This window comes from Salinispora cortesiana, from assembly GCF_000484695.1.
Lineage (GTDB): Bacteria > Actinomycetota > Actinomycetes > Mycobacteriales > Micromonosporaceae > Micromonospora > Micromonospora cortesiana.
This window is the reverse complement of record NZ_AXVR01000035.1, coordinates 13,139-33,931: the sequence shown is the minus strand read 5'-3', so window position 1 is coordinate 33,931 and position 20,793 is coordinate 13,139. Positions and strand designations below refer to the sequence as shown.

18 protein-coding genes are annotated in these 20,793 nt (G+C 70.3%); 13 read left to right on the top strand and 5 right to left on the bottom strand.

The features are described 5' to 3' along the window. Nucleotides 1-361: 361 nt before the first annotated feature. Genes K228_RS0115975 through K228_RS0115965 form a run of 3 tightly spaced genes read right to left on the bottom strand, consistent with a single transcriptional unit; the run spans nucleotide 362 to nucleotide 3,547 of the window. A complete protein-coding gene (locus tag K228_RS0115975) occupies nucleotides 362-721 on the bottom strand; it encodes a DUF779 domain-containing protein (protein ID WP_025619340.1) in 360 nt (119 codons plus the stop codon). After that, entirely contained in the window at nucleotides 721-2,226 is a 1,506-nt protein-coding gene (exaC, locus tag K228_RS0115970) for an acetaldehyde dehydrogenase ExaC (protein WP_025619339.1), read from the bottom strand. Before exaC ends, K228_RS0115975 begins: the two co-directional genes overlap by 1 nt. A gap of 40 nt (nucleotides 2,227-2,266) precedes the next feature. Next, entirely contained in the window at nucleotides 2,267-3,547 is a 1,281-nt protein-coding gene (locus tag K228_RS0115965) for a sigma-54-dependent transcriptional regulator family protein (protein ID WP_025619338.1), read from the bottom strand. A gap of 75 nt (nucleotides 3,548-3,622) precedes the next feature. Between K228_RS0115965 and K228_RS0115960 the strand changes: the two genes are divergently transcribed. From K228_RS0115960 to hpf, 13 genes are all read left to right on the top strand, one after another. Continuing rightward, complete coding sequence (locus K228_RS0115960) at nucleotides 3,623-5,062, top strand: aldehyde dehydrogenase family protein (RefSeq protein WP_025619337.1); 1,440 nt, start codon at nucleotides 3,623-3,625, stop codon at nucleotides 5,060-5,062. A 134-nt stretch (nucleotides 5,063-5,196) separates the two neighbouring features. Continuing rightward, complete coding sequence (locus K228_RS0115955) at nucleotides 5,197-6,237, top strand: hypothetical protein (RefSeq protein WP_025619336.1); 1,041 nt, start codon at nucleotides 5,197-5,199, stop codon at nucleotides 6,235-6,237. Nucleotides 6,238-6,333: 96 nt separating this feature from the next. Beyond that, nucleotides 6,334-7,719, top strand: a complete 1,386-nt coding sequence (locus K228_RS0115950) for a phosphomannomutase/phosphoglucomutase (RefSeq protein WP_025619335.1) — start codon at nucleotides 6,334-6,336, stop codon at nucleotides 7,717-7,719. 59 nt (nucleotides 7,720-7,778) lie between these two features. Continuing rightward, the gene (locus tag K228_RS0115945; protein ID WP_018254105.1) at nucleotides 7,779-7,964 is read left to right on the top strand and encodes a Trm112 family protein; all 186 of its coding nucleotides are present in this window, start codon (nucleotides 7,779-7,781) and stop codon (nucleotides 7,962-7,964) included. Continuing rightward, nucleotides 7,961-9,157 carry an SIS domain-containing protein gene (locus tag K228_RS0115940; RefSeq protein WP_025619334.1) on the top strand — a complete coding sequence of 399 codons (1,197 nt, stop codon included), beginning with the start codon at nucleotides 7,961-7,963 and terminating at the stop codon, nucleotides 9,155-9,157. The genes K228_RS0115945 and K228_RS0115940 overlap by 4 nt, the downstream gene beginning before the upstream one ends. A gap of 43 nt (nucleotides 9,158-9,200) precedes the next feature. After that, nucleotides 9,201-10,172 (top strand): cation diffusion facilitator family transporter, encoded by a 972-nt coding sequence (locus K228_RS0115935; RefSeq protein ID WP_025619333.1) that lies wholly within the window; start codon nucleotides 9,201-9,203, stop codon nucleotides 10,170-10,172. 3 nt (nucleotides 10,173-10,175) lie between these two features. After that, complete coding sequence (manA, locus tag K228_RS0115930; protein ID WP_025619332.1) at nucleotides 10,176-11,339, top strand: mannose-6-phosphate isomerase, class I; 1,164 nt, start codon at nucleotides 10,176-10,178, stop codon at nucleotides 11,337-11,339. A gap of 275 nt (nucleotides 11,340-11,614) precedes the next feature. Beyond that, on the top strand, nucleotides 11,615-13,105 hold the full coding sequence (gene ahcY, locus K228_RS0115925) for an adenosylhomocysteinase (protein ID WP_025619331.1): 1,491 nt from the start codon (nucleotides 11,615-11,617) through the stop codon (nucleotides 13,103-13,105). 315 nt (nucleotides 13,106-13,420) lie between these two features. Continuing rightward, on the top strand, nucleotides 13,421-14,110 hold the full coding sequence (gene mtrA / locus K228_RS0115915) for an MtrAB system response regulator MtrA (protein ID WP_025619330.1): 690 nt from the start codon (nucleotides 13,421-13,423) through the stop codon (nucleotides 14,108-14,110). 12 nt (nucleotides 14,111-14,122) lie between these two features. Then, nucleotides 14,123-15,874: an MtrAB system histidine kinase MtrB gene (gene mtrB, locus K228_RS0115910; protein ID WP_033776965.1), complete on the top strand. Its 1,752-nt coding sequence runs from the start codon at nucleotides 14,123-14,125 to the stop codon at nucleotides 15,872-15,874. Continuing rightward, nucleotides 15,871-17,640: an LpqB family beta-propeller domain-containing protein gene (locus K228_RS0115905; RefSeq protein ID WP_025619328.1), complete on the top strand. Its 1,770-nt coding sequence runs from the start codon at nucleotides 15,871-15,873 to the stop codon at nucleotides 17,638-17,640. Before mtrB ends, K228_RS0115905 begins: the two co-directional genes overlap by 4 nt. Nucleotides 17,641-17,646: 6 nt before the next feature. Then, the gene (locus K228_RS0115900) at nucleotides 17,647-18,351 is read left to right on the top strand and encodes a ComF family protein (protein ID WP_033776963.1); all 705 of its coding nucleotides are present in this window, start codon (nucleotides 17,647-17,649) and stop codon (nucleotides 18,349-18,351) included. Between the two features lie 246 nt (nucleotides 18,352-18,597). Further along, nucleotides 18,598-19,224: a ribosome hibernation-promoting factor, HPF/YfiA family gene (gene hpf / locus K228_RS0115895; RefSeq protein WP_025619326.1), complete on the top strand. Its 627-nt coding sequence runs from the start codon at nucleotides 18,598-18,600 to the stop codon at nucleotides 19,222-19,224. A gap of 145 nt (nucleotides 19,225-19,369) precedes the next feature. On the opposite strand, the gene K228_RS0115890 is transcribed toward hpf, so the two are convergent. Both K228_RS0115890 and K228_RS30050 read right to left on the bottom strand, forming a co-directional pair. Next, complete coding sequence (locus tag K228_RS0115890; protein WP_025619325.1) at nucleotides 19,370-20,497, bottom strand: GNAT family N-acetyltransferase; 1,128 nt, start codon at nucleotides 20,495-20,497, stop codon at nucleotides 19,370-19,372. Then, nucleotides 20,494-20,628: a hypothetical protein gene (locus K228_RS30050; RefSeq protein WP_281171586.1), complete on the bottom strand. Its 135-nt coding sequence runs from the start codon at nucleotides 20,626-20,628 to the stop codon at nucleotides 20,494-20,496. The genes K228_RS0115890 and K228_RS30050 overlap by 4 nt, the downstream gene beginning before the upstream one ends. Between the last annotated feature and the right edge of the window lie 165 nt (nucleotides 20,629-20,793).

The window sequence follows — 20,793 nt, the reverse complement described above, 5'->3', positions numbered from 1 at the left end:
TGCGCTGCTCACGGCCAGCCGCCGCACCCGGATGGTCGCCTCCGTTGGATCCCCGCTGCCCAACTGGACGAGTAAGTCCGAGGTCTGGACTGACGCAAGGATTCGGCCTGCCGTTCGAGCGGACCAACGGTGAGTCCTCCGCCCGCATGGCCGGTTCGTCCCTGGGCGCACCGACCATCACCCGGTCCTGGGAGCGGCCGACCAGTCGTCCGCCCCGACCGGTCGAGGGGCACAGCCAAGGTGCGGCCGAAATGGGTAATAGGATGATCTTGGGGATGTGGGGGATACTTGAGCTGGTGCCCCTGAGCTGCGTCCCGAGCTGGGTTCGCGGGAGTCGATGCCCTGCTGTGTGGTCGTGTCCTCATTCGTGGTCGCGGCGGGCGAGGGTGGAGCGAAGAAGGAAGCGCAGCCCCTCCGGGGCCTCCAGGGAGAATCCGCTGCCCCGGCCGGGAACCACGTCGATCGTGAGCTTCGTGTGCTGCCAGAGGTCCCACTGGGCGCGCGAGATCCAGAATTCGACTGGCTCTGGCACTCCGTCCACGGTCAGCGCGGCCAGCCGGGTGTCCGACGAGCCGGTGCGGAACTCGCCGGCGGGGTAGCACATCGGTGCGCTGCCATCACAGCAGCCACCGGACTGGTGGAACATCAACGGACCGTGCTGCTCCCGCAGCGACCGGATCAGTTCGGCCGCTGCGGGGGTCACGGTTACCAGGTCGCTCATCAGAAGAAGCCCAACTTCTTCGGGGCGTAGCTGACCAGCAGGTTCTTGGTCTGCTGGTAGTGGTCCAGCATCATTTTGTGGTTCTCCCGGCCGATTCCGGACTGCTTGTACCCGCCGAATGCGGCGTGCGCTGGGTACGCGTGGTAGCAGTTTGTCCAGACCCGCCCTGCCTGGATAGCCCGTCCTGCCCGGTACGCCGTATTAATGTCCCGAGTCCAGACGCCGGCACCGAGTCCGTACAAGGTGTCGTTGGCGATCTTGACCGCATCGTCGAGGTCAGCGAAGGAGGTCACCGACACCACCGGGCCGAAGATCTCCTCCTGGAAGATTCGCATCGAGTTGCTGCCCTCGAAAATCGTTGGCTCGACGTAGTACCCACCGGAGAGCTCGCCGCCCAGCTGCGCCCGTGCGCCACCGGTCAACACCCGGGCACCCTCCTGTCGACCGATGTCCAGATAGGAGAGGATCTTTTCGAGCTGGTCGTTGGACGCCTGCGCGCCGACCATGGTTGCGCTGTCCAACGGGTGCCCCGGCCTGATCTCCCGGGTCCGCTCGACGGCCGCCGCCAGAAAGTCGGCGTAGTGGCCCTGCTGGATCAGCGCCCGCGACGGGCAGGTGCAGACCTCGCCCTGGTTCAGGGCGAACATGGTGAAGCCCTCGAGCGCCTTGTCGCGGAAGTCGTCCGGCGCGGCGCTGACGTCGTCGAAGAAGATGTTCGGGCTCTTGCCACCCAGCTCCAGGGTGACCGGCTTGATGTTCTCGCTGGCGTACTGCATGATCAGCCGCCCGGTCGTGGTCTCGCCAGTGAACGCCACCTTGGCCACTCGGGGCGAGGACGCCAGCGGTCGGCCCGCCTCGACCCCGAATCCGTTGACGACGTTGACCACACCCGGCGGCAGCAGGTCGGCCACCAGGGACAGCAGGTAGTGGATCGACGCGGGCGTCTGCTCGGCGGGCTTGAGTACCACCGCGTTGCCGGCGGCGAGTGCCGGGGCGAGCTTCCAGGTTGCCATGAGCAGCGGGAAGTTCCACGGGATGATCTGCCCGACCACACCGAGCGGCTCATGGAAGTGGTACGCGACTGTGTCATCGTCGATCTCGGCCAGGGAGCCCTCCTGGGCCCGGATCGCGCCGGCAAAGTAGCGGAAGTGGTCGATCGCGAGCGGAATATCAGCGGCGAGTGTCTCTCGGATCGGCTTGCCGTTCTCCCAGGTCTCCGCGATCGCCAGGGCCTGCAGGTGCTCCTGCATCCGGTCGGCGACCCGGTTGAGGACCAGGGCTCGGTCGGCGGCCGGGGTGCGCCCCCAGGCCCCGGCGGCGCCGTGCGCGGCATCGATGGCCCGCTCCACGTCCTCGGCGGTACCCCGGGCCACCTCGCAGAAGGGCTGCCCGGTCACCGGGGTTGGGTTCTCGAAGTACCGCCCGCCATGCGGCTTGACGTACTCGCCACCGATGAAATGGTCGTAGCGGGACTGCCAGTGGGTGGGCGCGTCGTAACGCGTCATGGGTACCTCCGCCGTCAACGAGGAGTGGACGGCGTCGACCCTAATTTTCTCGACGTTGCAGCGACGTTGCACGCGTGACGTCGTACTCCCGGGCGAGCTGGCGGGCCCGCGCCAGGGCGAGCGGCCGGCGCGGGGCGCCCGGTGGCAGTGCCCGCGCCAGGGCCTCCCAGGCGGTCAGATCGTCGGCGCCGGCGGGAGTCGCGGTCCAGGAGACGAGCAGCGCCGGGTCTGCGGCCGCCAGCACGGCCGCCCGGAGTTGTCCGTCGACCAGCCGGCGCAGCCGGGCCACTCCCGGCGCGTCCGAGCCGGGCAACAGGCTCCCGGAGTACGCGTCGATCCCACCCGCCGGGTCACCCCGTTCCAGCCGGTCGGTGACGGTACGGAAGTCGGCGCGTACTCGGCAGCGCAGTCGGTACGGGCGGGAGTCGAGCAGCTCCGGGCCGAGTACCCGGCGCAGCCGGGACAACTCGGCCCGGAGAGTGACGGGGTGCAGCCGGTCCTCGCCGTACAGATCGAGGGCGAGCTGCTCCCCGGTGCGCCCCTCCGGGTGGTCCACCAACAACACGAGCAGTTCGCTGTGCCGCCGGCCCAGCCGAACCCGGCGGCCGCCGACCCGTAGCTGGGCCTCGTCCCGGCCGAGCGCGGCCACCTGCACCACGTCCGGCTCGACCTCGGTCATCCCGGCCAGGAACGCCTCGGCGGTCCAGGCGGTGGCCCGGACCAACGCCAGGCTCTGCGGAGTGGCGAGGTGATCGCCGCCGGTGATGTCGACCGCCCCGAGAATTCGACCGGTGGCCGGATCGTGGATCGGCGCGGCGGCGCAGGTCCAGCGCTGAACGCGGCGGCTGAAGTGTTCGGTGGCGAAGATCTGCACGCTGTGGTCCACGGCGAGAGCGGTGCCGGGTGCGTTGGTGCCCGCGTGCGTCTCGTCCCAGCGGGCCCCGGGCACGAAGTTCATCTGTTCGGCCCGGCGCAGCACCCCCGGGTGTCCCTCCACCCAGAGCAGCCGGCCGTGGACGTCGCAGACCGCCATCAGGTGCGCGCCGTCCTGGGCGATCCCACCGAGCAGATCCCGGAAGATCGGTAGCACCGGGGCCAGCGGGTGTCCGGCCCGGTAGCTATCCAGCATGTCGTCAACAAGGTCGACGGGTGGGGTGCCCTCCGGGTCGAGTGGCATCGACCGTTCCCATGACCGGCGTACCACCTCTCGCACCCGCTGCGGCGTCGCCCCGGTGAGAAAGGCCGTGTGGGCGGCACCCACCTGCGCGATCCGTTCCGCCGGATCGACGCCGATTTCCAGGGCGAGCCACGGGTCAGCCATGGGCGACCTCCTGGCGCCCATCGTGACGCAGCTCACCCGGGATCGCCAAGCGGTGCCTCGTCTACGCTGCTCGACGTGGAGTCCATAGCCTTCCATGTCGCCTCCCGCCCCGCCCACGGTGAGCAGGAGCTGACCGTGCGCCATCCGTACGACGGCCGTGTTGTCGGGCGTACCACCCTCGCCACCGGCGACCAGGTCGAGGCCGCTGTCGCGGCGGCAGCCGCGGTGGCCCCAACGGCCGCGGCCCTCCCCTCCTACCGGCGCGCGGCGGCCCTGGAGCACGTCTCGCGGCGACTCGCCGAGCGGGCCGACGAGGTGGCGGCACTGATCACCGCGGAGAACGGCAAGCCGGTGAAGTGGGCGCGCGCCGAGGTGCGGCGGGCGCTCGCGACGTTCCGGTGGGCCGCCGAGGAGGCCCGGCGCTTCTCCGGTGAGCTGCAGCGCCTGGACACCGACCCGGCCGCCGCCGGTCGGCTGGCTCTGGTCCGGCGGGCACCGCGGGGCCCCGTGCTGGGGATCTCCCCCTTCAATTTTCCGTTGAACCTGGTGGCGCACAAGGTCGCGCCGGCGATTGCGGTCGGTGTGCCGATCGTCGTCAAACCGGCCCCGGCCACTCCGCTGTCCGCGCTGCTCCTCGGTGAGCTGCTGGCCGAGACCGACCTGCCGGAGGGCATGTTCTCGATCCTGCCGCTCCCCAACGAACAGGCCGCCGGCCTCGTCGCCGACCCGCGGCTACCGGTGGTGTCGTTCACCGGCTCAGGCCCGGTCGGCGCGGCTATCCGCCGGTCGGTACCGGAGAAGCACGTCACCCTGGAGTTGGGTGGCAACGCGGCCGTGGTGATCTGCGAGGACTGGAGCACGGAGGAGGATCTGACCTTCGCCGCGCACCGGATCGCGACGTTCTCGAACTACCAGGCCGGCCAGTCCTGCATCGCGGTGCAGCGGGTCTACGTGCACGAGTGGCTCTATGACGGGTTCCTGCCTCGCCTGGTCGCGGCGGTGCAGGCGCTGCGCACCGGTGATCCCTCGTCCGAGCTGACCGAGGTCGGTCCGCTGGTCTCGGAGTCAGCCGCCCGCCGCGTCGAGGCGTGGGTGGACGAGGCGGTCGCGGCGGGCGCCACCATCGAGGTCGGTGGGCGCCGGGTCGGGGCCGAGTTCCCGCCCACGGTGCTGTCCGGGGTGCCGAGGGAGGCCAAGGTCAGTGCCGAGGAGGTGTTCGGACCGGTGCTGGTGGTTGCCCGGGCGAGCACCGACGACGCCGCGTTCGCCGCGGTCAACGACTCGGCGTATGGGTTGCAGGCGGGCGTTTTCACCCATCGGCTGGACACCGCATTCCGCGCCGGGCAGGTGCTGGAGGTGGGTGGGGTGATTGTTGGGGACGTGCCGTCGTACCGGGCCGATCAGATGCCCTACGGCGGGGTGAAGGGCTCTGGCGTCGGGCGGGAGGGGGTGCGTAGTGCGATGGACGACTACACCGAACCCCGGGTCTTGGTCCTCACCGGTATCGCTGGTTAGGTCTGCGACGGCCTGGTCGTGCCGCCGCCGCGTCGGGCCCGGCGGCCCGGGTGGCGCGGGACGCCGTCGGGCCAAGCGTCGTCTCTGCGCGGTAGTAGCCTGACCGGCGATCCCGGCAGGGGAGAAACGGCGAGGTGATCATGGCGGTTTGGCGGTCCACGGCACGGCTCGTAGCGGTCTGCGCGGGTGCTGGCACCCTGCTGGCGCTCGGTGTGTCGCCCGCGCTGGCCGCCGAGGACACGGTGCGGGTCAGCGCGGCTGGGAAGTTCAAGGCCGGTGAGTCGGCGGAGGAGGTCGCGGTCGAGGTACGCAAGCGTACCGAGGGCTGCGTGCAGCTGCGGGCCGCGCTCACCTTCTACCTCGACGGCCTCCGGGCGGACCAGGTGGGGGTGCAGGTCAACGCCGGGGGTAGGTGGCTTCCGGTGGAGCTCTCCGCCGGCCGGGGCGGGGTGGCCACCGCCGCGACGTCACCGGAGAACCCGCAGCTCTGCAAGGGCAAGCGCGTCAAACTGCGGTACGAGGTGGCGTTCGCCCCGGACACGGTGGACGGGCAGCTCACCGTTGTCGGTGAGGCCGTCAGCACAGACGGCCAGGTGATCGGTCAGGATTCCGACTCCGCCAAGGTGACCGGCGGTAGCCCGGTCGCGGCCCCGACCTCGACCGCCGCGCCGGTGCCGACCGTCGCGGCGACGGAGGCCGCCACCGCGGCGGCGTCAACAGCCGTTGACACCCTGACCGACCCGGGGGATGACGTCGACAGCGCGGCGCCGGCCGAGTCGTCCGGCGGTTCGGTCTTCCTCTACGCCGGCCTGGCCATGGTCGCGGTCGGCGTCGTCTTGATCGTCCTGCTGGTCCGGCGGTTCCGGGAGGACCGGTCGGTCCCCGCCGGCGGCACCCACCCTGCTGGTTTCGGGTATTCCGGCCCAGGTCAGCCACCGGTCCCCGGACGACCGGCGACGCCGGGTCTGTACGGCAGCCCGGCAACGCAGCGCCCAACCCCGGGGCTCTGCGGCACCCAACCCGACGGCGCGCCGCCAGCATCGGCCTATCCGGGCTCCCCGCCGGTGTCGGGCGGGCCGGGCTCCCCGCCGGTGCCCCCGGTTCCCGGCCAGCGTGGGCCCGCCGCGCCGGCGCCGGACGACCGCACCCGGTTCATCCCCCGGTTGCCGGACTGAGCTGGATACCGTCAGCTCTTCGGCTGGGCCGGAGCGATCATCCGAGCTCCGATACGCTCAGGCCGTTGACGACGCCAGCGCGAGGAGCGGAGCAAGGTGACTGACCTGTCCCAGATCGTGAAGGCCTACGACGTGCGTGGGGTGGTGCCGCACCAGTGGGACGAGCAGGTCGCCGCGGCGCTTGGTGCCGCCTTTGCCCAGGTTCTCAACACTGGCGGGGAGCCCGGCGACGCGGTGCTGATCGCGCACGACATGCGGGACAGCGGCCCCGGGCTCGCGGCGGCCTTCGCCACCGGTGTCCGGGCCGCCGGCCGGGCGGTCATCGAACTGGGCCTGGCCTCGACCGACATGCTCTACTACGCCTCCGGGTCGCTCGACCTGCCGGGGGCGATGTTCACGGCGAGCCACAACCCGGCCGAGTACAACGGCATCAAGATGTGCCGCTCGGGGGCGCGTCCGATCGGGCAGGACAGCGGCCTGGCGGAGATCCGGGCGCGGGCCCAGGCGTTGCTGGACGCGGGTGACGCCCGGCCGGTGGGTTCGCCGAGTGCGCCGGTCCAGCAGCGCGATCTGCTCGCGGACTACGCGGCGTACCTGCGCAAGCTGGTTGACCTGACCCGGATTCGACCGTTGAAGGTCGTGGTGGATGCCGGTAACGGCATGGGCGGCTACACGGTCCCGACGGTGCTTGGCGATGCCGCGCTGCCGGCGTTGCCGCTGGAGATCGTGCCGCTCTACTTCGAGCTGGACGGCACCTTCCCCAACCACGAGGCGAACCCGCTGGACCCGAAGAACCTGGTCGACCTGCAACGGGCGGTGCGGGCCGGGGGGGCGGACCTCGGCCTGGCCTTCGACGGCGACGCCGACCGCTGTTTTGTGGTCGACGAGCGTGGGGAGCCGGTGTCACCGTCGGCGATCACCGCGCTGGTCGCCACGCGGGAGTTGGCCAAGCACCCCGGCTCGACGGTGATCCACAATCTGATCACCTCGGCTGCCGTGCCGGAGATCGTCCGGGAGAACGGTGGGCAACCGGTCCTGTCCCGGGTTGGGCACTCGTTCATCAAGGCCGAGATGGCCAGGACCAACGCCATCTTCGGCGGGGAGCACTCCGCGCACTACTACTTCCGGGACTTCTGGTTCGCCGACACCGGCATGCTCGCCGCGATGCACACATTGGCGGCGTTGGGCGAGCAGTCGTTGCCGCTGTCGGTGCTGGCCGGAGAGTACGAGCGGTACGTCGCCTCCGGTGAGATCAACTCTACGGTGGAAGACCAGGCGGCGCGGGTGGCCGAGGTACGGGCCGCGTACCCGGACGCGGAGGTCGACGAAACCGATGGCCTCACCCTGCGTTTCGCCGACCGCGCCTGGTTCAACCTACGGGCCTCCAACACCGAGCCGTTGCTGCGGCTCAACGTCGAAGCCCCGACCCGGGAACGCATGGCCTCGCTCCGCGATGCGGTGCTCGACCGGGTTCGCCGATAAGATCCCGTGCGCCGGTCGGCGCCCCCGACCGGTAGCCCAGAGGTGGAAGGAGCCGCGCCGTGGCCCTGGATCCGCAGTTGCTGGAGATTCTCGCCTGCCCGGACACACACCACGCCCCACTCGACTATGACGCCGGGGCGCAGACGCTCACCTGTACCGAGTGCGGCCGAATCTTCGAGGTCCGCGACGATGTGCCGGTGCTCCTGCTGGACGAGGCGCGCGGCGGCCCGGCGGAGCGGTCGTGATCGACGGTACGGCCGGGGTCAGTGGCCACCGGGAAGTCGACGAGGCCCTGCTGGACGATCTGGACGCGCTCGCCGAGCGGGATCCGGGTGGGATGCTGCGGCACATCGCCTCCGGTGGGGCGCAGGTCCGTGAGTCGGCCGCCCTCGCCGCCGAGGCCAACCTGTCGGTGTTGGCTGACGAGGGGCGTCCGCGCGCGGTGGTCATCGCGGGAATCGGCACGGCCGGGCGGACCGGTGACGTGCTGGCGACGGTCGCCGGGCCGCGCTGCCCGGTACCGGTGATCCCACATCGCAGTGCCGGCGTGCCCGGCTGGGTGGGCGCCGCCGACGTGGTGATCGCGGTCAGCGCCTCTGGCCGTAGCCCGGAGGCGCTTGGGGCGGCCGAGGCGGCCCACCGGAGAGGTGCCCGCCTGGTCGCGGTCGGTGCCCCGGACTCCCAGCTACAGTCGGTCGCGGAGCGGGCCCGAGCGCCATTCATTCCGGTACCCCGACGGGCCCCGGCGCGAGCGAGTCTTTGGGCGTTGACCGTGCCGGTGCTGCTGGCCGCCCGGATGCTCGGTCTGGTCAAGGTCAACGAGGCGGACCTGGCGGAGACCGCCGCCCGACTGGACGCCGAGGCTGATCGGTGTCGGCCCTCCGCCGAGTCCTTCGTCAATCCGGCCAAGTCCCTCGCACTGGGTCTGGCCGGCTCGATCCCGATCGTCTGGGGGTCGTCACCACTGGCCACCGTCGCGGCCCGCCGTTTCGGCGACACCCTCTCGGCGAACGCCCGGTACCCGATTGTCTCCGGGGCGCTCGGCGAGGCTGGTCGCGGCCGGGTCGGCCTGCTCGACGGGGTCTTCGGCGGGCTGGTCGAGGGGGAGCGGGACATTTTCGCCGATCCCGACCAGACGGCGGCGGTGGGGACTCGGCTGCGGCTGGTGCTGCTGCGCGACGGCGGCCTCAACCCGGAAGACGACGCCGACGAGCCGCTCGTGGTTGAGGAGCGGCGCGCTGACGCGGTCCAGACCCTCGCCGAGCGGCGGGGAGTGCGCGCCGACGTGGTCACCGCTGAAGGTGGCTCGGCGCTGGAGCGGCTCGCCTCGCTGATTGCGGTGCCGGACTTCGCCTCGATCTATCTCGCCCTGGCGCACGGCCTGGATCCGATGGCCGTTCCCGCGGTCACCGAGATGAAGGAGTTGGCCAATCAGTGAGCGCAGGTAGGGGCGCCGCGGCCCAGCGAAGTGGGGCGGGGGCGTGAGCGCCAGTGGCGGGACGCGGGCAATCATCGCCGCGCTGTTCGCCAACACGGGCATCGCGGTAACGAAGTTCGTCGCGTTCCTGCTGACCGGTTCGTCGTCGATGCTGGCCGAATCGATCCACTCGGTCGCCGACGCCGGCAACCAGGGCCTGCTGCTGCTCGGCGGGCGACGGGCGAAGCGTGCCGCGACCCCACAACACCCGTTCGGGTACGGCCGGGAACGCTACATCTACGCCTTCATCGTCTCCATTGTGCTGTTCAGCGTCGGTGGCCTCTTCGCCCTTTACGAGGCGTACCACAAGTGGTCGCACCCGGAGGGCATCGAAAGCTGGCATTGGGTCCCGGTCGTTGTCCTGGTGAGCGCTATCGTCATGGAGACGGTTTCATTTCGGACCGCGATCCAGGAGTCGAATCGCGTCCGTGGGAAGCAGTCCTGGGTGCGGTTCGTCCGCCGGGCCAAGGCCCCCGAGCTGCCGGTGGTGCTCCTGGAGGACCTGGGTGCGCTGGTCGGTCTGATCTTCGCGCTCTTCGGGGTCGGCATGACCCTGGTTACCGGCGACGGCCGATGGGACGCCGCCGGCACCGCGATGATCGGTGTTCTGCTGGTGGTGATCGCGGTTGTCCTCGCCATCGAGACCAAGAGCCTGCTCCTTGGTGAGGGCGCCGAGGCGCACGAGGTCGAGGCAATCGAGAAGGCGATGACCGTCGGCGGAGAGGTCGAGCGAATCATTCACATGAAGACGCTCTACCTCGGCCCCGAGGAGCTGATGGTGGCGGCGAAGGTCGCATTCACCTCGGTTGGCAGCGCCGAGGAGTTGGCCCGGGGTATCAACGCGGTGGAGGCAAGGGTCCGCGCCGCCGTGCCGTTTGCCCGTGTGATCTATCTGGAGCCGGATGTTTATGTCGCGTCCGGTGCTGAGCGGACCGAAAGTGAACCCGGCGAGGACGTCGGGCTGTCTGGGGGTTGACCCATGGAATTGTTGTACGGGCCGATCCGAAACTATGCCTGGGGCTCTCGCTCGGCGATCGCCACCCTTCAGGGGCGACCTACGCCGAGTCCGGAGCCGGAGGCGGAGCTGTGGTTGGGCGCGCATCCGGGCGCACCGGCCAGCGTGGACCGGGACGGGACCCGGGTCAGTCTGGTCGAGCTGTTGTCGGCCGAGCCGGGGCATTGGCTGGGCCAGGAGGTCGTTGACCGGTTCGGCGTTCGGTTGCCGTTCCTGCTCAAGGTCCTCGCCGCCGACGCGCCGCTCAGTCTTCAGGCCCATCCCGATCCGGAGCAGGCCCGTACCGGCCACGCCGCTGACGCGGCGCGGGAGGTGGGGCAACGTAACTACGTTGACCCGTTCCACAAGCCAGAGCTGCTGGTGGCGTTGACGCCGATGGAGGCGCTCTGCGGGTTCCGTGATCCGGCGGAGTCCGCGGAGGTACTCGCCGCTTTCGACATACCGTCGCTGGAGCCGGTGGTGGCCGCCCTGCGGACGGGAGCGGCGGGTCTCGCTGACGCGGTACGGCTCCTGCTGACCTTCCCCACTGATCAGCGTGCCGGGCTGGTGGCGGCGGTCGCGTCGGCGGCGGTGGAGAGTCCGGACGCGCGGTTGGCCCGGTCGCTGGCCGACAGCTACCCGGGCGATCCCGGTGTGCTGGTGGCGCTGCTGCTCAACTGGGTGCGGATCGCACCGGGGGAGGCGATCTGGATGCCGGCCGGGAACCTGCACGCATACCTGCGCGGTACCGGCGTGGAGATCATGGCGGCGAGTGACAACGTGCTGCGCGGAGGGCTGACGCCGAAGCGGATCGACGTCGACGAGCTGCTGCGGGTGCTGCGGTTCGAGGTGTTGGACGATCCGGTGGTGCGGGCGGTGCCGGTCGCGCCGGGTGTGGTCTGCTGGCCGGTACCGGTGGACGACTTCGCGTTGTACCAGGTTCAGGTGGGCTCGGATCAGGCGGAGGTGACGGTGCCGCTGGTCGGGCCGCGGGTGGTGCTCTGCGCTGCCGGCGCCCTCACCGTGGACGACGGTGCCGGGTCGGTGGAGCTGGGGCCGGGGCAGGCCGCGGTGAGCCCGGCTGCCGCCGGTGAGTTGCGGATCTCGGGTACGGGCGAGGCGTACGTGGCGAGCTCTGGGCTGAGCTGAGCCGGATACCTAGCAACACGCAAGTCCGATTTTTCCGGAATAGCTTGACTCGCCAGGATGGCGGTGTGACGCTTTAGGCGCACAGCGTTGCCGCGACGGCGGTCTCGGGAGCGTGTGGGGAACCAAACCGGGGGGATGTGCGGGGCGGTCGGACCAGGGACGGAGCTTTCCTCCCAGGGCCGGCCGCCTCGTGCGCTGTCCGGGGAGGGGCGCGGTCGACCGGTACGCGCGCGTAAGGTGTTTATCGCGCTGCACATCGTCGACAGGAGTACTTCATGACCAGCACCCTTCCGGCGTCCGCCAGCGGGACGTCCCAGCCCACCACCGTCTCCGACGGTGACTACAAGGTTGCGGACCTGTCGCTTGCTGAGTTTGGGCGCAAGGAGATTCGGCTCGCGGAGCATGAGATGCCGGGCTTGATGGCGCTTCGGCAGGAGTTTGGGCAGTCGCGGCCGTTGGCTGGTGCGCGGATTTCGGGTTCACTGCACATGACCGTGCAGACGGCCGTGTTGATCGAGACGTTGGTGGTGTTGGGAGCACGGGTCCGGTGGGCGTCGTGCAACATCTTCTCCACTCAGGACCACGCCGCCGCCGCGGTGGTGGTGGGTCCGGAGGGCTCCCCGGAGGCGCTGGCGGGAGTGCCGGTCTTCGCCTGGAAGGGCGAGTCGCTGGAGGAGTACTGGTGGTGCACCGAGCAGGCGTTGACCTGGCCGGGTGACGAGGGTCCGAACATGATCCTCGACGACGGTGGCGACGCCACGTTGCTGGTGCACAAGGGCGTCGAGTTCGAGCGGGCCGGTGCGGTGCCGGCGGCGGGCCCCAATGACAGCGAAGAATTCACCATGGTCCTTGACCTGCTGCGTCGGTCGCTGGAGCGCGACAGCGGAAAGTGGACCCGACTGGCGAGCGGCATCCGTGGCGTGACGGAGGAGACGACCACGGGTGTGCATCGCCTGTATGAGATGCACCGGGCGGGTACGCTGCTCTTCCCGGCGATCAATGTTAATGACGCGGTAACGAAGAGCAAGTTCGACAACCGCTACGGGTGTCGGCATTCGTTGGTCGACGGGATTAACCGCGCTACCGATGTGCTGATCGGTGGCAAGGTCGCGGTGGTAATCGGCTACGGCGACGTGGGCAAGGGCTGCGCGGAATCGCTGCGTGGCCAGGGGGCCCGCGTGGTGGTCGCCGAGATCGACCCGATCTGCGCGCTCCAGGCGGCGATGGATGGCTACCAGGTCGCCACGGTGGAAGACGTGGTGGAGACCGCCGATATCTTCATTACGGCGACCGGTTGCTTCGATGTGATTACCAACGAGCACATGGCGCGGATGAAGCACCAGGCGATCGTGGGTAACATCGGGCACTTCGACAATGAGATCGACATGGCGGGGCTGGCCCGTCGGACGGATGTGACGCGGGAGAACGTCAAGCCGCAGGTGGATGTGTGGCGGTTCGATGACGGGCACGCGGTGATCGTGCTCTCGGAGGGGCGGCTGCTGAACCTGGGCAACGCGACCGGCCACCCGTCGTTCGTGATGTCCAACAGCTTCGCCGACCAGACGATCGCTCAGATCGAGCTGTTCACGAAGACCGACGAGTACCCGACGGGCGTGTACGTGCTGCCGAAGCACCTAGACGAGAAGGTCGCGCGGCTGCACCTGGACGCGCTGGGCGCGCGGTTGTCGACCTTGACCAAGGAGCAGGCGGCGTACCTCGGGGTGCAGCAGGAGGGTCCGTTCAAGCCGGACCACTACCGCTACTGAGGCGACGCCAGAACGGTTGGTGATCTCGTGTGTTGTCCGGCCCCGCCCGACCGGGCGGGGCCGGACAGCCCCGGCGGCTTCTGCAGCACGCCGCCCGCCCGGGGTGAGCGCCGGAACGCATGTTCGGTGCTGGCGCCGGTGGGCACACCCAGGGATCATGGTGGCAGGCTGGTCCGATCAGCTGACCCGCGCGGCCGACGGTGACGTCCGGCCGCGGGGTGCCGGGTGACGGCATCGATGCCAGCGGACGGTGGATCCCGCCCCGGGAAGCGGACGTGGATCCCATGACGGAGATGGGGATGGAAGATTAATCCCATGAGAGCTCGGGTACTGGTGGTTGACGATGACCCCGCCCTCGCCGAGATGCTGGGCATCGTCCTGCGCAGCGAGGGCTTCCTGCCTTCGTTCGTGGCCGATGGCGAACGTGCCCTGGCCGCGTTCCGGGAGAACCGGCCGGACATCGTACTGCTCGACCTCATGCTGCCGGGCATGAGTGGCATCGACGTGGCCCGGTCGATCCGGGGTGAGTCGGGTATACCGATCGTCATGCTGACGGCCAAGAGCGACACGGTCGATGTCGTCCTGGGACTGGAGTCCGGGGCGGACGACTACGTGGTGAAGCCGTTCAAGCCCAAGGAGCTGGTGGCCCGGATGCGGGCCCGGCTGCGCCGGGGGGAGGATGCCGCCCCCGAGCTGCTCACCATCGGTCCGCCGGGTAACCAGATCACCATCGATGTGCCGGCGCATACCGTCAGCCGTAACGGTGCGGAGGTGAAGCTCACGCCGTTGGAGTTCGACCTGCTGGTCGCGCTCGCCCGCAAGCCGCGGCAGGTCTTCACCCGGGAGGTCTTGTTGGAGCAGGTCTGGGGGTACCGGCATGCCGCCGACACCCGCCTGGTCAACGTGCATGTCCAGCGGCTCCGGGCCAAGATCGAGCCAGATCCGGAGCGCCCGGAAATCATCCTGACCGTGCGCGGCGTGGGCTACAAGGCGGGTACCGGATAACCTGGCCACACTGTGGCCAACTCCCTGGTTCCCGACCCCACCACGAACAGCTCCCCGCGCCGCCTCGCCGCCGGGGAGCTGTGGCGTGCCGTGGGCGGGTGGGGCGCGCGACTGGTCGCCGGGCTGCACCAGGCCTGGCGGCGCTCGTTGCAGGTGCGGGTGGTGACCATTACGCTCCTGGCCTCCAGCCTGCTGGTCGGTGGCTTCGCCTATCTCATCGCAGACAAGATCACCAGCATTCTGCTGGAGAACGCCGAGACCGATGTGCAGACCCGGCTCAACAGCGGTGCGGCGTACGCGGCCAAACAGCTCGGGTTTTACCACAAGCCGGAGGAGGCGCAGTTCCAGGAGACCGTTGACGGGACGGTGAACTACCTGGCCGGCGGCGACCCCCAGCAGGCGACCGGGGTGGTGGTCGCCCTGATCGCGGACAACGCCGAAGGGGTGATCCAGCCCCGGACCGCCCCGGTGGTAGACAACCTCAGTTCGTTGATCAGCCCGGAGCTGCGCGCCACCGTCGCCGGGGGTGAGGTCGCCAGCCAGATCAGCACCGGCCGACTCGGCGAGACCGACACGAAGTATCTGGCCTACGGCTCGCCGGTGCCGACCCAGTTCGGTCAGGTCGAGCTCTACTACCTCGTTCCGTTGACCCGGCAGGACGCCACCGCCGCGGACGTCCGGGCGACCGTGGTGGGGACCGGTGCCGCCCTGGTGGTACTGCTCGGGCTGCTCGCCGCCCTGGTGACCCGGCTGGTGGTGACGCCGGTCCGGGTGGCCGCCCGGACCGCGCAACGCCTCTCCGCCGGCCTGCTCGACCAGCGGATGGCGGTCAATGGCGAGGATGACCTGGCGCTGCTCGCCGAGTCCTTCAACCAGATGGCGACCAACCTGCAACGGCAGATCCTCCGGTTGGAGGAGATGTCGCGGCTGCAACGCCGCTTCACCTCGGATGTCTCGCACGAACTGCGGACACCGTTGACCACGGTCCGGATGGCCGCAGACTTGATCTTTGCCGAACGGGATGAGTTCGACCCGGCCGTGGCCCGTAGCGCCGAGCTGCTCCAGACGGAGCTGGACCGGTTCGAGGAGCTGCTGACCGACCTGCTGGAGATCAGTCGATTCGACGCCGGCTTCGCCGCGCTGGACGCAGAACCCACCGACCTGGTCCCGGTCGTGCACCGGGTTGTGGGTCGGCTGGCCTGTCTCGCCGAGCGGGTGGGGGTAGCCGTCGAACTGGATTTGCCGGGTGGCCCGGTCATCGCCGAGGTCGACCCGCGTCGCGTCGAGCGGGTGCTGCGGAACCTGGTCGGCAACGCCGTCGAGCACGCCGAGGGGAAGCCGGTGCGGATCACCCTGGGGATGGACGAGACCGCGGTGGCGGTCACTGTGCGCGATCGTGGGTTGGGGCTCAAACCGGGGGAGGAGAAGTTGATTTTCAACCGGTTCTGGCGGGCCGACCCGTCGCGGGCCCGACAGACCGGGGGTACCGGGTTGGGGCTGTCGATCAGCCTTGAGGACGCCCGGCTGCACCGCGGGTGGTTGGAGGCGTGGGGTGCGCCAGGGCAGGGGGCCCAGTTCCGGCTCACCCTGCCGGCGCGGGCCGGCGACCGGCTGACCTCCTCGCCGCTGCGACTGGTTCCCGCCGACGCGCAGCTGCCGTGTGGTGGCCCACGCGAGGGCGGCCTGCTCGCCATCGGTCCGGGCAGCGCGGGGGTGCTGGCGGTTGGTCCCGCGCCGACCGACGGTGCGGAGGCCCGGCCGTGAGCCGCCAGTTGCTCGGCGGCCTGCTCGGTGGCGTTCTCCTCGTCACCGCGGCCGGTTGCGGGATCCCGAGGGAGACCGAGGTGCGCATCGAGGGCCCCGGCCCGGCGGCCGAGACGGGGACGAGTAGCGGGGGCCGGTTCGAGCCACCGGCTCGTACCGCTGCGGACAGCCGGGAGGAGTTCGTCGACAACTTCCTCGCTGCCGCGGCCGGGGAGCCGGATGGGGCGTACGACCGGGTCAGCGAGTTCGTCATCGCGGAGGACCGAGCCCGGTTGCCGAAGAAAGAGGGGAGCGAGGTCGCGCTGACCGTGGTGCGGCTGCTCGAGGAACCGATCATTGTCCCCGGGTCGGAGGAGATCGAGGTCACCCTCACGGTGCAGCAGGTCGGGCAGCTGACCGCCGACGGGGTGCTGGCGCCACCGGAGGCCACCCCGGAGACGTACGCCTTCGGCCTGAGCCCGTTCTCGCCGGAGGGCGGGGATGAGGTCGAGTGGTATGTGACGGATCCGCCAAACGTGCTCCTGCTCAGCGTCGAGGCGCTGCAGCAGTACTACAAGCCCTGGACGATCTATTTCTGGAGTTCGGACAGGCTGCGCCTGGTGCCGGACCAGCGCTACCTGGCCCTCGCCGTGCCCGAGGACCGGCTGGTCAGCGAGGTGGTCCGGTGGCTGGTCGGAGGCCATTCCGCCTGGCTGAAGCGGGCGATCAGCGGGTTGCCGGACGGCACCAATCTGATCAACAACGCCACCCGGACGGACGACCGCTGGGAGGTCAACCTGGACATGCCCGGTGCGGACCGTGCCCGGCTGGATCTGCTCGCCACCCAGCTCGTGTGGTCGTTGCCGGAGCTGACCGGGCAGCTCGAGTTGAAGATCCGCAACCAGTCGGAGTTGATCATCGAGGACGTGGGGGAGCGCCGGAAGCTGAATCCGGTGTATCAGGTCGAATCCATCCCGCAGCCCTTCTGCATCTATGAGGGGGCGATCCGTTCCCTCGGCCCAGCGGCGGTGCCGGTGGCGCCGGCCGCGAACGACAAGGTGCTGTCGGCCGGAATCAGCCGCTCCGGGCAACGCACGCTCGCGGCACTCACGGTTGATGCCGGGGGTGGGCTGCAGCGACTCGCGGTCGAGGTCGGCTCCGCCCCCCTCACCGCGTTCGCCGAAAGTCAGGAGACGTTCCGGACGATGAGCCGCCCGCTCTGGCTGCGGTCGGCGCAACCGCAGCGGCCGGTCGGCCTGGTCGTCGCCGACGGCAAGCTGTACCGCTTTGACGAGGCGGCCAAACTGGACCTGGTGCAGCTGAGCATCGAGGGCGTGACAGCGGTGGCTGCCGCCCTGGACGGGCATCGGCTGGCGATCGTCAGCGGTGGACAGCTCTACCTGGCAGCGGTGAGTCACGATGGGGACACGCTCGCCGTCGGGCCGCCCCGCCTTAGCCACACCTCCCTCACCGGGCTCACCGCAGTCGACTGGTACGACGAGAACAGTCTGGTCCTGGCCGGCTCCAAGGGCGGCAAACGAGTGCTCTACGAGGTCGGGGTGGATGGGGCCCGGGAGACCAACCTGCACGTCACCGGCGCCATCGTCACCCATCTGGTGGCGTATCCGGCGCATCCGGAGGCCCCGTACGGCACGGTGATGTACGAGGCCAACGACGTGGCGTACCAGGGCTTTCCGATCAAGCGGATCACCCCGGACCAGGTTCGGGACCTCCCGTCGGCCGGTGTCCACGCGAGTGACCCATCCGCGCCCCTCCTCCTCTTCTGACCAGTGATGCGGGGCCTCGGTCGAGTCGTCCAGGACCTTGGCGCACTGGTGCTGCCGGTGGAGTGCGCCGGATGCCGGGACCAGCGGCCCGGGCTGCGGCAAGGGGTCTGCCCGGAGTGCGTAGCGGCGCTGGGCGACCTGCGCCCGAGGCCGGTACGTCCGACGCCGGCTCCGGAGGGGCTGCCGCCCTGCGTGGCGCTCGGGCCCTACACGGGCCCGCTGCGGGAGGTGCTGCTCGCCTACAAGGACCATGGCCGGCACGGGCTGGCCCGGCCGCTGGGTGCGCTGCTCGCCGAGGTGGTGGCGGTCGCGGTCGGCCCGGTGCGCCCGGTGTCGCTGGTGCCGGTGCCGGACACCCCGGCCATGGCCCGTGCCCGGTACGGCGACCACCTGAGCCGGTTGGCCCGGCACTGCGCGGACCGGTTGCGGCGGGCCGGCTGGCCGGTCGAGGTCCGTTCCGCGGTGCGGGCGCTGCCCCGGCCGGACTCGGTGACGCTGGACAGCGCGGGCCGGGCGGCGTCGGCCGCCGCGGCGTTTCGGACCCGCCGCCGGTGGCGGCCGCTGCCGGCGGGTGCGGCGCTGGTTGTCGTGGACGACATCGTCACCACCGGTTCGACGCTCGCCGCGGTGAGTCGGGTGCTGACCGCGACCGGCCGGGTGCCGTCGGTTGCGGCGGTGCTCGCGGCGACCGAGCGGAGGCGGCGCCGGTAACCGATCGTGTTTTCTTTCTCCCCCCTTGGTGAACGATTCAGGAAAAATCCTGGACTGTCCTGAAAACCAGGGGTGACGGTCGGCCGAACAGGAGTTAGCGTTCTGCTGTCGGGGGTAGGAGGAGTTCTCCCACCTCCCGGCGGTGAAGGGAGGCGTAGCCGCACTGACCGGTCGACGCCGAGTGGGACCGTCCCGAGGGCGCGACCGGGGTACCGCAGTAACGACCATCCGAACAAGGGAGGTCACGTGGACATCGTGGTCAAGGGCCGGAACGTCGAAGTTCCAGATCATTTCCGGGTGCACGTAGCGGAGAAGCTCGCCAAGATCGAACGTTACGATCATAAGATCATCCGGGTTGATGTTGAGCTGTTCCATGAGCGCAATCCGCGTCAGGCGGACCACTGCCAGCGGGTGGAGATCACCTGCTTTTCCCGGGGCCCGGTGATGCGGGCCGAGGCGGGCACGAGTGACTTCTACAGCGCGCTCGACGCGGCCATCGCCCGGCTGGACGCCCGGATGCGCCGGGCGGCCGACCGCCGTCGGGTCCACCATGGCCGGCACGCCCCCATCTCCGTCGCCGCCGCCACCGCCGGGCTTCCGGTGACCGACCTCGTCGCCGGGCCCCTGTCCGCCGACACTGCCACGGCGACGGCGGTTGCCGAGCGGGCCGAGGAGGAGCGCGACGACCAGCCGTGGCACATCGCGCGGGAGAAGGTCCACCCCGCCGAGCCGATGACCATTGACGACGCCCTGTTCCAGATGGAGCTGGTCGGGCACGACTTCTACCTGTTCCAGGACAAGGAGTCCGGTCGGCCCAGCGTCGTCTACCGACGGCACGCCTACGACTACGGGATCATCTCCCTGGCCGTCTGACGCCCCAGGTACGGGCCGGGGCACACCGGGCCGGCCGCGCTGGGCGGTGCCCCGCACCGCCAGCGTGCGCCCTCACCTTCGGCTCCACCGCGTTGGTGCGGCCGGGCAGCGCTACCGCTGACCGGCCTGGGGTCCGGTCAGTGGCTCAGCGTGCTTCGGGTGCCTCCGGCAGGTCGCCGGGGAGCAGGCCGAAGAGCGTGCTGTCCGTCCGGAGCCCGTCGTTGGCGGGAAAGCGCCCGCGTGCCCGCCCCTCTCGGCGGAACCCGGCCCGTTCCAACACCCGCTCCGAAGCGACGTTGCCGGCGTGGGTATCCGCCCAGATCCGGCCGAGCCGGACCTCGGCGAATCCCCATTCGGCGAGCAGTCGGACCGCCCGGGTGGCATACCCGTGTCCGCGCCAGGCCGGCAGCAGACCGTAGCCGACCATGCCCTGTCGGAGCAGCGGATTGTCGAGGACCAGTTGGCAGATGCCGGCGGTGGCCCCGCTGCTCGCGTCGATGATGGCCAGGTTCGCGACCTTGTCCCGGAGCCATCGGGACTGCACCTCCCGGCAGTTCTGTTCGATGTCCACCCGTCGCGGCGGCTCCGGCGGCACCAGGATGGCGACCATCTCGGGCTGGGTTTGCAGGTGGTACATGGCCTCCGCGTGCTGCGGGCCGCGCGGCCGGAGCTCCACCACGCCGTCGGTGAGTCGGCCGTCGGGCAGGTCCGGCAGCAACCGCGGAGTCGGCCCCGGGGGGTCGTCGGCGAGCCGCGCCCAGGTGAGGAGATCTGCCCATTCGCCGTCTCGGCCGCGGCTCGCCAACCGGCGTACGCCCTCGGGGCGGAAGCCGGCGGCCAGCGCCACCCGCTGGCTGGCGATGTTCTCCGGGACGGTGAGGAGCTCCAGTCGGCGCAGCCCGTCGGCGAAGGCCCGGTCGGCGAGGGTCTGGGTCGCGGCCGTGGCGACGCCACGCCCCCGCGCCCAGGGGGCAACCCAGTAGCCGATCGCCGCCTCCTGGCGACTCGGGGCCGGGTCGTTCAGCCCGACCGTGCCGAGCAGTCGGTCCGTGTCGCGGTCCGCGATGGTGTACGCGGCCCCGCCGTTGGCCCAGGCCGCGGGCGCCCCTTCGGTGATCCACCACCGGGCGTCCGCCTCGGTGTACGGCGATGGCAGCGCCGGCAGGAAGTGTTGGACCAGCGGGTCGGAGCAGGCGGCGGCCGTGTCGGGGATGTCCTCGAGGCGGGACAGCCGCAGCCGGATCCCGGGCCCGTCGATGGTCTCCGGCGTCATGCCGCCTCCGGCCAGGGCGCGGTGTCGATTCGTCCGAACCCGGTCTCGATCCGCCCCGGCGCGGTGTCGATCCCGGCCGGCCGCTCCGCGGGTAGGCCCCCGTCCGGCTTATTGATTTCGATTCGTCTCATCTGAGTCATCGTGCCGGATCGTTCGCCCAGGGCGTAACCGGATTAGGCCCGCCCGCTCCAACCGAGTGCGTTATGTCCGCTTCGGCGGAACGGACCCCGCCACCAGTGACCATCGCCGCGATGGAACGCCTACGATGGTTCGAGACTGTCTAGGGGAGCGTTGAT

Excerpts from the sequence above, each read along its gene's own strand:
- K228_RS0115975 (WP_025619340.1), bottom strand. The coding sequence starts at position 721 with ATGAGCGACCTGGTAACCGTGACCCCCGCAGCGGCCGAACTGATCCGG.
- exaC (WP_025619339.1), bottom strand. The coding sequence starts at position 2,226 with ATGACGCGTTACGACGCGCCCACCCACTGGCAGTCCCGCTACGACCAT.
- K228_RS0115965 (WP_025619338.1), bottom strand. The coding sequence starts at position 3,547 with ATGGCTGACCCGTGGCTCGCCCTGGAAATCGGCGTCGATCCGGCGGAA.
- manA (WP_025619332.1), top strand. The coding sequence starts at position 10,176 with ATGGAATTGTTGTACGGGCCGATCCGAAACTATGCCTGGGGCTCTCGC.
- ahcY (WP_025619331.1), top strand. The coding sequence starts at position 11,615 with ATGACCAGCACCCTTCCGGCGTCCGCCAGCGGGACGTCCCAGCCCACC.
- mtrA (WP_025619330.1), top strand. The coding sequence starts at position 13,421 with ATGAGAGCTCGGGTACTGGTGGTTGACGATGACCCCGCCCTCGCCGAG.
- K228_RS0115900 (WP_033776963.1), top strand. The coding sequence starts at position 17,647 with ATGCGGGGCCTCGGTCGAGTCGTCCAGGACCTTGGCGCACTGGTGCTG.
- K228_RS0115890 (WP_025619325.1), bottom strand. The coding sequence starts at position 20,497 with ATGACGCCGGAGACCATCGACGGGCCCGGGATCCGGCTGCGGCTGTCC.
- K228_RS30050 (WP_281171586.1), bottom strand. The coding sequence starts at position 20,628 with ATGAGACGAATCGAAATCAATAAGCCGGACGGGGGCCTACCCGCGGAG.